General features: G+C 31.4%; 6 protein-coding genes. 5 read left to right on the top strand and 1 reads right to left on the bottom strand.

Going from position 1 to position 13134, the window contains the following annotated elements:
- Positions 1 to 43: 43 nt before the first annotated feature.
- The 5 genes from METVU_RS02100 (at position 44) to METVU_RS02080 (ending at position 12518) form a co-directional block, all read left to right on the top strand.
- Complete coding sequence (locus tag METVU_RS02100; protein WP_012819829.1) at positions 44 to 775, top strand: hypothetical protein; 732 nt, start codon at positions 44 to 46, stop codon at positions 773 to 775.
- Between the two features lie 109 nt (positions 776 to 884).
- A complete protein-coding gene (locus tag METVU_RS02095; RefSeq protein ID WP_012819828.1) occupies positions 885 to 9572 on the top strand; it encodes a lectin-like domain-containing protein in 8688 nt (2895 codons plus the stop codon).
- Positions 9573 to 9587: 15 nt separating this feature from the next.
- Positions 9588 to 11093: a hypothetical protein gene (locus tag METVU_RS02090; protein WP_012819827.1), complete on the top strand. Its 1506-nt coding sequence runs from the start codon at positions 9588 to 9590 to the stop codon at positions 11091 to 11093.
- On the top strand, positions 11086 to 11331 hold the full coding sequence (locus METVU_RS02085; RefSeq protein WP_012819826.1) for a hypothetical protein: 246 nt from the start codon (positions 11086 to 11088) through the stop codon (positions 11329 to 11331). The genes METVU_RS02090 and METVU_RS02085 overlap by 8 nt, the downstream gene beginning before the upstream one ends.
- 8 nt (positions 11332 to 11339) lie before the next feature.
- The gene (locus METVU_RS02080; RefSeq protein ID WP_012819825.1) at positions 11340 to 12518 is read left to right on the top strand and encodes a winged helix-turn-helix transcriptional regulator; all 1179 of its coding nucleotides are present in this window, start codon (positions 11340 to 11342) and stop codon (positions 12516 to 12518) included.
- Here METVU_RS02080 and METVU_RS02075 read toward each other — a convergent pair.
- Positions 12496 to 13089: an AAA family ATPase gene (locus METVU_RS02075; protein WP_012819824.1), complete on the bottom strand. Its 594-nt coding sequence runs from the start codon at positions 13087 to 13089 to the stop codon at positions 12496 to 12498. The genes METVU_RS02080 and METVU_RS02075 overlap by 23 nt on opposite strands.
- Positions 13090 to 13134: the final 45 nt, after the last annotated feature.

Genomic DNA, 13134 nt, shown 5'->3' with positions numbered 1-13134 from the left:
AACGACACCAACGTTAGTGATAAAAAACCATTAGGGGGATATGATGAAAAAAATTGCAATTTTTCTTATATTTTTTTCTCTAATAAGCCCAATCTTTGCAGATGTTGAAGAAATTTCAAATTACAATATGACAGTTGACCTAACAAAAAATCCTGCCCACATTACTGAGGTTATTACAATAAAAAACCTTGTGAAGTATCCTTTAATCCCAGGATTTGCAGAATTGAGATTACAAAAAGAAGAATCAAAAAGAATATTTTTTATCCCGATTCCATTTACAAAAGAAAAAAAGCCAATAAAAATTGAAAATTTAAAGGGATATTATATATTAAATGGAAAAAAATATCCACTTGATATAAATGTCTCTTATAAGGAAAACTATTCTGTTATAACTTATCAGATTTGGGATCCTATTGAAGGAGGTAAAAATATAACCTTAATAATTGAATACGATGCTGATATTGTTGACGATGGAATCCTATTTAAAACCGTATCGATTCCTGTAGGTGGAGATCTCACCATAAGACACTTTCATATTGAGTTCATCTCCCCCTATCATTTAACGTATCAAAATCCAGATGGGAATGACTTTCAAATTCCAAAAAATACTCTATTAATTATAAATGCTGAGTTTTCCCCACTACCTTTACCAAAACTCCCAGTTCATGGATATATGGTATTCTGGTTAACACTCCTGTGTATCGTCATATTAATATTCGTATATACAGAATTAAGACGAAAAAATAGGGACGATAAATATAACACCAAAGAATGACGGAAATAGTTGTCCAAAATTTGTTCTATAAATTTTATATACTACTTTATATTACTTTACTTTTTGATAGTAATATCTTCAATTGTTAAAAGTTTTTGCGTGGGATACTATGACGAGCATTTTTAAAAAGTTTGCAGTATTTACTTTGGTTATTTTATTGTTTTCAAACGTTGCAATTGGAGTAAATATAAGCAATACTTCCATTATAAACTCTTCTAACTTAGAAAACTCATCTAAATCCAAAAATCATTCTGAATCTGTATATTTAAATGTGTCTATTAAAGGATATAAAGTTTTTATAAAAAGTAATGGAAAGGTATATGCCTTTGCAAATAATTCCAAATTAGCACCTATAAAAATTAAGAATGACACATACATCCTCTCCCCCATCCCCCTAAATGTTCCGATAAGCATATATGCAAAATTTGAAAATAAAACGTTAAACAAAACAATAATTTTAAACTATTCCTCAAACACATCCCTAAATATAAGTAAAAACAGAAATAAAACATTATCAAAGCATAATAATGCTAAAAAACATTATCTAAACATATCATTCAACGATTTTAAACTAATCATTAAAACGAATGGAAAACCCTACGCCAAATACTTAAATCTCAATATTAAAGTTAAGATAAAAAAGATAAAAAAAGAAGAATATATTGCATATCCAATAATTTTAAATCAAACTATCATTATTTATGCAAAATTCAAAAACGAAACTCTAAATAAAACAATCTTTTTAAATTACACAACAAAAGAAAATAAAACAAATAAAACCATTATTATGAACGATATTTACTTCCCCTCAGAAAAAATAGTTATAAAAACAAACTTTAAGCCAAACACTGCATATATCATGACCCCAAATAACAATATAATAACATTGAAAATCAAGAAAAAAGGACAATATTACATATTATACAAAAAATTAAATAAAGATGTAATTTTAGGTAATTATACCGCAGTTATTGATGGAATTAAGAAAAAATTTGCAGTGGATTACTATAAGATCAACGCAGAAGTGATAGACAATAGAGTTATCGTTGGGAATGTTTCATATTATGTTAAAGAGCCAAAGTTTATAACCTGCATTGTAGAGAAAAAGGAAATAAACATCTCTCTGATAAATGCAACCTTTGAGATTCCATTGAACTACTTAATAGCAAAATTAAACATCTCAAAACCAGAAAAAGTTAAAAAAATAATTTTAGTTTGTGGAAATGCAAAAGAGAAGATAAAAGTTAAACTCAAAAATACGGAAGAGATCAGAAAGTTAATCGCTTACGATCCAGTGAATAAAGAGATAATTATAAAACTTGAAGGCAATGAGAAGGAGATAAAAAAACTACTGAGAAAATATAAAAATAAAAAGAAATATAAAATCTCAAAAATAATGGGTCTGCATAATTTTAGTGTTGTAGAAATTAAACTTAAAGCAGATGAAAAAACTTTAAAAAAATACAACCTCTCTGAAAATATTTTAAATACGACAGAGATAGTGAAAAAAATAAGCAACAACAAGATTAGAGTTGAGGTTAATAATAAAATAGATGGAGTTTGGTATAGATTCAGTTGTAAGATTCCAAAAGGATACAGGGTTAAAGAAATTATTGGGGATGACGGAAGAGTAATAAATAATAATATTTCAATAAATCGACTAACAGGAGAGGTTATTGGAGAAGTAAGATGGTATATTGAAAATAACACACTATACTTCTATGACGACCCCATTTATGGATATGATATATCATTGATCCCTCCAGCCCCAAATAACTCAATTGCTGTTGAAGTGGCCTATAATGGTCCCTATGCAGGTGGAGGACAGATCTCAGCAATTGAATTTCCATACAACGGAACAGATAACGCAAGTAACGATCATTTGGGGAGGACAGAAGATAACGGTTTTGGAAATAATATAGATATTGATGCTGGAACAAAGTTTGCTATAAACTTTACTTTAAATGGAGTTAGTTATCAATATGGAAATGAATATTTCTATTATAAAGGAAAAAATAATTATGCACCAACATATTCAACTCTTGGAGCTGATGGAAACATAACTCAGATAAATTCAACCTACATCTATTTAAATACGGTCCCAGATGGTGTTTTGGAAAGTGCAATATTAACAAAAATGAAAACTGAAGGGGGAGAAGTAAATATAACTCAAAAAATAATCATTAGAGGAAATAATAAATGGTTTGCTACAATCTATTATATAAAACCAGTTGCTGGAAATATCTCAAATGTAAGATTTTTTCAGGGATGTGATTGGAATTTCAATGGAAATTATTCAGATGATGAATGTTACTATAATCAAACTGATGACATAGTGTATGGACACGATAACTCATCGATCACAACCACCAATATAAGATATGGAGGATTTAAGTCCATTTTAAACAGTTCTGCCCATGATGTTAATTACTTTACAGATAGATTAACAGGAAGTGGTAGTATCATAACCTCTGGAATGTGGGGAGATATTTACAGAAGTAGTTTAAACAACTTATCAAACTACTCAGGAGATGCCGCAACTGCTTTAGAATGGAGAACATCTAATATAAAACAGGATGATATTTGGGTAGTGCCAATAATTTGGGGATTGGGTTATAACTACACAGACATGATGAATGAAATAAACATGGGGTTAAGTCAGTTATACGATGCTGGAGTTAAAAGTATCAATAGTCCAAATAATGGAGATAGTTTTAATCCAAATATCACTCAAATTATATATGTAAATTCAACAATTGCTTTGTATGGTTTGGTAGATGCATACAACCTAAATGTATCCATCAACATAACTCAAATTAATGGAACCTATAAATATACAAACTCAACGTTAATAAATCTCTCAGTTCCTTATAATGAAGAGAAAGATGTTGTATTTCCAATAAACATTTCAAATATGCCTTATGGGGCATACAACATAACAGTAAAGACAAATCTTCCAAAGGATCAAAATACATCAAACGATGAAAAAAGCATTATAATCTATATAACATCATTCTCAATCCAGCCAAAATATCAGGAAAAAACAGGAAATGCTGGAGAAGAGATATTTTACAACATAACCTTATATAACTTTGGAAATGGGGGAAGGTTTGATATTAACATAACCAACTCAACAAAGGGATGGATGACAAAGATATATAACAACTCCATTTTAATAGCTGAAGATACCAATGGAGATGGAATTTGGGATTATATAAATCCAAACTATGATACAAATGCAAACGATCTTCCAGATATTTATGTGCCAACTGGTGAGATAAACTTAACCGTCTCAAAGACGATTCCTTCAACAGCCCCATTAGGAGAGATTGATACAACCACTTTAAAATTTGTAAATACAAATAATCCCTCAATATTCGGAGAGGCAACATTCAAAACATCAACTCCATATCCTCCATCAGTTCAAAAAACCTTTTATCTGCATGGAGATACTTTAAAAACACTAAACACCTCAATACCTACAACTCTTAACAACTATACCACAATTAATAGCAATTCCTTGGCTTCTTGGGTACAATCCCCAAGATTTGCAGATGATTTTACAGTTTTAGGACAAATCCCAATTTCACTTTATATGAACGATCCAGATATTACATCTGGAACTGAGACACATAGAATTGTTGTCTCATTAATAGCCACAGATGGGGTTAATTCATTTACATTGGGAAGTGATACCGAAGATTTGCAGTTAAGTAATGCAATAACTCCATACACCTTCAACATAACCTTAGATTCAATAATTACAATACCTAAAAACTACTATTTAGTTTTAAGAATAGAGAACCAAATATCTCTCGACTCGATAAACATCTACCATAATATAACATATCCATCTAACATAACGCTAAATACAACAACTTATGTCAAAGTCCATAATATATTTTCAGATAAGAGCGTTTATCTTCCAAATGAAAATGCAACGATATTTGCAAATATCACAGATCCTATTGGCTCCTATGATATAAAAGGGGCAAATATAAGCATATATTATCCAAATGGTAGCTTATATATAAATTCATCAATGCTATTGCAAGAGATAGATAACAACTCCCCATCACTTTGGAAACTATATAATTACTCATTCACACTTCCAGAGTCAGGAAAATACCTCATTACAATAACAGGAATCGAATCCAATGGCGTAATTTCACAAAAAAATTACACAGTATACTGCGGATATGAGATTCAGGGCTATGTAAAAGAGGACTTTGGAACTCTTGGGAAAGAAGATAGCGAGGATAAAGGAATATATGATGTCAATGTATCCCTACTTGAAGACAGCAACAATGATGGTATTCCAGATATTGGAGATAAAATAATAAATTCAACAACAACAGATGTGTTTGGAAGATATTCCTTCTTAGTTTATAACACTTCAAAAACCTACTTTGTAGTGGTAAATTCAAAAACTGTGGGGACTACAAGACCGTTAAATCCTGGATATACTAAAAACGATATTTGGGCTGAGGAAACGTATCAAACAGAATATAGCCCAATAAACTCCTCTCAATGGATTGCCAACGGAAACGCTTCAATATTCCCAGATAAACTTCTACTGACAACAGATGATTATAGCGAAGCGGGAAGTGTCTGGTATTACAAACCAATTAATCTATCAAATGACTTTGTTGTTGAGTTTTATGCTTATTTGGGTGATAATCCAAATGGAGCGGATGGGATAACCTTTACCTTACAGCCATTGGGAACTAATGAATTGGGAGGAAGTGGGGGAGCTTTGGGCTATGAAGGAATCTCTCCAAGTGTTGCTGTTGAGTTCGATACGTGGCATAACGATTTTGACGATCCAGCAACAACCGATCACACTGCAATAGACGTTAATGGAGAAGTAAATCACACCTACAACAACATAACCTATTTAACACCCCTACCATACGATTTGGGCAATATCGAAGATGGAAGAGAACACTTAGTAAAAATCGTATGGAATGCAACAACAAAAACACTCCAAGTGTATTTCGATGGGAATCTAACACTAACATGGAATAAAGACATAACACAAATTATAGGAAACATAACATACTTCGGATTCACAGGAGGAACTGGAGGAGCGAAAAACTTACAGTATGTAAAACCAATATATGTGAAAAATGGAAACAACTATGTAATTGCCCCAACATATGGAGTAGTTGAGATGTTTGGAGGAAGAGATCCTGACAAAGATGATAACTGGAATAATGGAGATTATGAGCATTATTGTATGGTTGATTTAAACTCCTATCATGGAGAAAACATAACTTTTGGATTTAGTTTTGATGTAATAACAAATACAAAATCTACTGGACAGGGAAGTTTTTCCCAATTTATAAAAAATGCAAATGCAATTTCTGGAGAGGATGAGAGTTATTTCAAGATACCAAGTATTGAAGCAAAGGATGAGAGGTATTTCATCTACACAAATGAAAACAAAATATTGGATAATTTAACAGTTATAAATGGCTCTACTCAAGAAAATGGATCTGTTGTATTGTCTGGATTGCAGTGGATAACTAATGGAAACGCATATATAAATAACTCAAATAGCAATTTGACACTTGTATTAACTCCTGATCTTGATGATCAGCATGGAAGTGTCTGGTATTACAAACCAATTAATCTATCAAATGACTTTGTTGTTGAGTTTTATGCTTATTTGGGTGATAATCCAAATGGAGCGGATGGGATAACCTTTACCTTACAGCCATTGGGAACTAATGAATTGGGAGGAAGTGGGGGAGCTTTGGGCTATGAAGGAATCTCTCCAAGTGTTGCTGTTGAGTTCGATACGTGGCATAACGATTTTGACGATCCAGCAACAACCGATCACACTGCAATAGACGTTAATGGAGAAGTAAATCACACCTACAACAACATAACCTATTTAACACCCCTACCATACGATTTGGGCAATATCGAAGATGGAAGAGAACACTTAGTAAAAATCGTATGGAATGCAACAACAAAAACACTCCAAGTGTATTTCGATGGGAATCTAACACTAACATGGAATAAAGACATAACACAAATTATAGGAAACATAACATACTTCGGATTCACAGGAGGAACTGGAGGAGCGAAAAACTTACAGTATGTAAAACCAATATATGTAGAGAGTGGAGATGATCTCTTAAACCTTGAGGAAATATCTCCAAATACAATTATTGACAATTTAGGGGCTAATACATACATTGGAAATATTGAATTTGAAAATTTAAGTGTTGGAATATTAGCGAATGAAACGGGATTAAATAATTTAACAGTAAAGAATTGTGGAATTTATGGAAGGATATTAAATGCAGGAATTAAGTTAGTTGATTATGATTGGAGTTTGCAGTCATTCCCATCATTGATACATAACTTAACCATAAACGCCTCTGGAGATTATGGAATTTTAATGCTAAATAAAATTTGGGCAAATATTTCTTCCTCAAAAATATCTTTAAAAAATGGAGTTGGAGTTTATTGGGCAAACTGGGCAGGTGGTTTTGGAAATATAACTGTGTATAATTCTACAATAACCTCATGTGATCAGGGGTTAGTTCTATATAAGAATGGAAATGGTATGAAGTTGTTGAATTCCACAGTTGAAAACTCAATTTATGAAGGGATTTATGCTGAAAACTCAACCTTTGGAATAATTAATTCATCACTAATAAACAACTCTGTGGGGGTTTATGCAAATATTTCAAGTTTATTGATAAATAATTCTCTCATATTCAAAAACAGATATGAAGGATTATCTCTGTTAAATTCATCATCTTTAATATTTAATGCAAATCTCACAAAAAATAGTATAGGGATCTATTTAAAAGAAAACAATATCTCATCAATCCAAAAATCCAGCATTTCATATAATAACTACGGAATTGAGATTGTTAATTCTTCAAATGTAAATATAAACAGATCAAAGATATTTAATTCGAGTGTGGATGGAATTGCAGTATTTAATGGAGACAACGTAAGTGTTGAAAACTCAATGCTGTGGAATAACAATTATTCAGTTTTATCTTATGGCAATTTGTCAGATCTTGTTATAGTGAATTCAGTACTAAACAGTTCGATAAACAGCAGTATAAGGATAGATATTCCATCTGGTGGATTTTTAGATAATTTAAAACTCTATAATGTTAGTATTTTAAACAGTGGAAGTTATGGATTGTTTATTAACTCATTAGGAAATGCTTCAAATATATTCATATACAATTCATTGATAAATTCTTCTTATAGAGATGGTATCTTCATCTATGGAGTAAATTCAATAAACATTATAAACAACTCAATAATTAACAACGGTTTGATTGGAGGAGATCCAGCTGGAAGTGGTATAAAAATAAGTGGAAACTATACAAGAGGGATTTTAATCTCACAAAATAATATTTCATACAATTTAGGAAATGGAATATCGTTAGAGGGGCTTTGGAGCAAAATCTTAAAAGACATATTAGTTAATAACAACTTCATTTCAAATAATGGTATCCAAAATAATAGTGGAAATGGAATATACATTGGAGGAAGGGTTGAGAATTTATCCATAGTAAATAACACAATACAATACAGCAATGCTCAGGGAATTTTGATTCAGGAGGCAAATGGCTGGAACGCTTGGGATTGGATTGGAACAAATATAAGTGTTATAAATAACACTATCCAATATAACGGATTAACTGTTCCTACTGGGAGTATAACAGCGGGAATAACCGTTGGAGCATATGGAGGTTATAATCAAGACAATGGATCAATATTAATTGAGGAAAACAAGATCGTTGATAATAATATCTGTCCAAATCAAAATTATGGTGGAAAGGTTGGAGGAATTGAGATTTATGGGTTAAATGAGAGTTGGATCAACCTTAACTTTACTATCTCAAAGAACATTATAGCAAATAATTCCGCTTATGGTATCTCAGTTGGAGCAAGTAAAGACATCAGTATAATTAACAACACGATCTTTAACAATGAAAAAGGAATAACTATCCCTAACTGGGATTTTGTTCCTTATAATATAATAATATCCAAAAATTCAATTTATAACAACTCTCTGTTAGGAATTGACTTAGATGATGATAATATAACTCCAAATGATGGAGTGTTGAACTACAATGAAGCAAATTATGGTATTGATTATCCTATCATAACATCAGCGAATTTATTGGGAGATAGTTTAACGGTAAGTGGATATATTGGAAATGGAACCGGTAGTGGAAACTTTGCAAACGCGGTTGTTGAGATTTATTTAGTTAAGAATTCAAGCGGTGGAGATAATTTAGTTGGAAATAATATTTCCTCTAATGGTGTTGTTTTGAATAACAGTTATGGAGAGGGGTGGATCTATTTAGGAAGTTTAATTGCCAATACTAATGGATTTTTCAGTGGAACAATAAATGTCTCTGGAAAGGGTGTTGGAAACAACTGTTTACTAACTGCAACTGCGACAATGCCTGGAATTGGAACGTCAGAATTTGGAAGAGATTATTTGCTGATCAGAACGTTTTACAATATAACTGCAACAACTTCAATGTTATCAGATAAGTATGTAATAACAGTTCATTCACAAAATACTACAAAAGACGTTTATGTGTATTGGATCAAACCGAACGACGTTGGGATCTTAAATATATCTGGAGATTTTGATCAAAATGGAAGTAATGGAAATACTTACTGGTTTAAATTTAATATTCTCTATCCAAATGACACGAAGGTTATAATTATTGACACGAATATAACAACTATTGAAGGGTTGAATGTTGGTGTAGATCCGTTAAGTAGTAGTAAAACCTAACAATGTGGATATGTTATGATGAAAATCAGTGTGTTAATTGGGTCTTTGGTATTGTGTATTTTGCTCTTATCTTTAAATTTTGGAGAGATCTATGAGTATAGAGGAGTAGTTTTTTATCCCAATGGATCTCAAAATATTAGCATATCTAAATTATCCTTTAACTATGAAAATTCGGATATGTTTAACCTCTATATCTTTTATAGAAATCAGACATTTTATCTCCCCTATGCTGAAAATTGCACATTTAACCTACCTCCTGAAAAATTTAATATATCTATTATTATATCAGCAGATAGGGCAAGTATTGATAAGTATATTATATACTACAAGATCGTTAACAACTATCCCTATAATATTTCATTTAACATATCCTTCCCTTCCGGATTTAACATAAAAAATTCCACTGTCGAAGTTCCTGCAAGATCGTATAAAATAATAACGCTTTCTAAGATTCAGAACTCCGACTTTTTATATTTTGGAAAAAGCAATATCAGTTTCGAAGTTCCATCAACGTTATTACTTCGATATTCTGTTTCAATACCATTTTCTATAACAAAATCAAATAGAGTGTTAAATAATGGTTCTGTTGAGTGGATTGCTGTTTACACCATAAGAAACACAAAAAATGTATCTTTAAACATAAATGCAAGTTATTGGGCTGTTTTGGATAATAAAAAAATAAATTTTGGAAATTATTCGTTTGTTCTTGAACCGGGAAAAAATATTTCAAAATCTTTTGTTATTATAAACAATGGGACAGTTCCTGCCTTTTACTTAAAATTTTATGCGTGGAGAGATGTCTTAGAAAGAATAAAAATAAAGCCAGCAATTAAAGTCGGAAACGCTTATGTTGTAGGAATTGGAGAAGTTGGAGAGGCAAGTTTTAATATTCCCTATACTCAACATCATGGAGGAGAAAGTGAAGTTGTAGTCCATAAAGAGGAAAACAATAACATCATCGAAAATAATAAAAATAAAAATAAGGAAATAAAAAATTCAAATAATCAAAATGTCCCAAAAAAAGAGAATGAAAATAAAAAAACCGAAAATCCAAATGAAATAACCCCTCCCCACAATCTTAAGAAATATCCTGCAATTGTAAAAAATATAAAAAAAGATAAAGCAAAAATAACTGCTATAACTGTTGCTACTATCACAACCACATCTATAACTTTGATGTTGATCCCCCCTATATTCAGGAGGAGGTCATTTATTGCAGATAAAGGAGTTTTTTCCATTGATGAGCTTGAATTTTTATGTGGCGTTGTTTATGTTCCAGAAGGTTGTGAATTAGGAAACATCCTCCCCGGAGGGCTCACTATTGTCCAACTTTCTGAATCTGAAAAAGAAATCGCAAGAGATTTACATGAGATCTATGAAATTCCACTAAATTCTGCTAAGGCAATTGTTATAGGAGTTAAATATGGAGGAAAACTATATCTAAGCAATAAAAAAGCTTGCGAGATCGCGGTTAAAGTGGGTCTTGAAGCTTATTATAGTGAGGTGAATGATAATGAGTGAAAATGACGACCTTTTAATGAAATTAGATAAGATTAGAAAGGCAAGAAGAAAGAGAATAATAATCGGATCATTTTTAGTTTCTACATCTATTGTTCTTTCTGAGTTGGCAGTTTTTATATTTGTTGGTATTTTTGAGATTAACGAGATTATCGGCTTACTTTTATTGTTTATATCGTTGATTTTCTTATCAGTTGGGTTGTATCTGTTAATACACCTCCCCCCAGTAGTCGTGGATTGAGTGAGAACATGTGGGTGGTTAAGTCGATCTTGGTTGTTTTTACCTTGATCTTTATGATCCACAGTTATGGAATTGATCTTAGCTTAGATACCATTGATCAATATCTTTATGGCAATGAAAAAATATATTTAACCTATAAAAATGACACTCCCCATTTTTACATTGGAGAACGGCAGGAATATTATCTAATCCCTCCATATATAAAAGCAGATGATACCATCGCTCCAATGATCAAAAAGTTGGGATTTAAATTGAACAACTCAACTTACAACATAATAATTACTTATAAGGATATAACCCCTCCCTCTAATAAAGTAGCGATAATATTTTCGCCAATAAACGGTTCTAATGTTGAAAATAGATCTGCTACTATTTTTTGGGTCGTTGATCCATTGAAAATTAAACAGTCCAATGTTTATGCTTTTTATTCTTTTCCAAAGACAGGAGAGGTTATTGCAGTATATGACGATGGAAAGCCAGCTATCATAAGAGTGGATAACAAAATATACGTCGGATGTAAGCCGAATGAAGATGTTTTAGCCAATTTAATTTATTTAATAATAATTAGAAGATCGGGTGTTCCTTTCTACTATCTTCTATTAGTCATTTTAATTGCCACAATATCACTTTTGATGACGTTCCAAGAAGCTCTAAAAAAGAAATTTTTAGATGTTATATCCTTCTTAGCATCTTTAAAGGTTGCAATTTTAGCGAGAGTAAATATTTTTGATGAAGAGAAAGTTCTTTCTAACAAAACACGACAGGAGATTTACAACTATATCTTAGAAAACCCAGGGTCTCATCTAAGAGAAATTTCTAAAAATCTGAATAAGCCAACATCAACGATAACTTGGCATTTAAGGATATTGGAGAAAGCAAATTTAATAAAAAGCGAGAGATTAGGAAATAAAATAATATACCTCCCAGTAGAGATGGATATAAAAGATCTTCCCAAACTCTATTTAAGAAATGAGACACAAAAAAAGATATTCAATTATCTTTTAAAAAACCCTGCCCATCTTAGGAAGATCGCCAAAGATTTGAACTTAAATGTTGAGACAGTAAGATACAACTTAAAAAAGATGGAGAACGTTGGAATTGTAGAAACAAGAGAGGAAGGAAATAAAATAATATACTACATATCAAGATCTTTTTTTGATAAATCTACTTCTTCAACTGATAAATAAAATTATACTTTTTAAATTCATCTAAATTATTTAAAATCCTATTTAAAATATTTTCTAACTGATTTAAACAGTTGTTAAACTCCCCTTCATTTACTACCACAAAATCAGCCAAGGCGATAGCATGCCCTATACTAAAACCTAACTCTCTCAAGTCCCTCTCGACGAAAATATCCCAACTTTCTGAATCATCCTCCCTTCCTCTTTTTTTAAGTCGCTGGAATCTTGTTAAAGGAGAAGAATGTATGGCAATCAAAACAAGGGGTTTATGCTTTCTAAAATAGTTAACTTCATATAAACTTCTTATTCCTTCGATTATAACAACATCTTCATCCTTTAAATTTTCTTCAATATATTTTAAACAGGGGACTGCAACTGCCTCATTCCCAAATTTTTCTCTCAATTTTATTGCAGTATCTCCTACATTTTCAGGAGTTAGCTCCAAACCTCTCTTTTTTGTTTCATATCTAACAATATCCCCCATAGAGATTATGGGCAAGTTAAATTTTTTAGCGACCTCATATATAGAACTCTTTCCCGCTCCGGGCATTCCTGTTATCCCAATTAACAGCATATTTTAGCACCTAATTGTTTTTATAGTTTTATTACTTTTTTAATT

The organism is Methanocaldococcus vulcanius M7 (genome assembly GCF_000024625.1).
GTDB classification, from domain to species: Archaea; AGJL01; Methanococci; order Methanococcales; family Methanocaldococcaceae; genus Methanocaldococcus; species Methanocaldococcus vulcanius.
Note: the sequence above shows the minus strand (reverse complement) of the source record. Positions and strands in the feature narration are given on the sequence as shown.

What these genes read in the sequence shown, in the direction of transcription:
- METVU_RS02075 (WP_012819824.1), bottom strand. Translation starts at nt 13,089, where the DNA reads ATGCTGTTAATTGGGATAACAGGAATGCCCGGAGCGGGAAAGAGTTCT.
- METVU_RS02090 (WP_012819827.1), top strand. Translation starts at nt 9,588, where the DNA reads ATGATGAAAATCAGTGTGTTAATTGGGTCTTTGGTATTGTGTATTTTG.
- METVU_RS02085 (WP_012819826.1), top strand. Translation starts at nt 11,086, where the DNA reads ATGAGTGAAAATGACGACCTTTTAATGAAATTAGATAAGATTAGAAAG.
- METVU_RS02095 (WP_012819828.1), top strand. Translation starts at nt 885, where the DNA reads ATGACGAGCATTTTTAAAAAGTTTGCAGTATTTACTTTGGTTATTTTA.
- METVU_RS02100 (WP_012819829.1), top strand. Translation starts at nt 44, where the DNA reads ATGAAAAAAATTGCAATTTTTCTTATATTTTTTTCTCTAATAAGCCCA.
- METVU_RS02080 (WP_012819825.1), top strand. Translation starts at nt 11,340, where the DNA reads ATGTGGGTGGTTAAGTCGATCTTGGTTGTTTTTACCTTGATCTTTATG.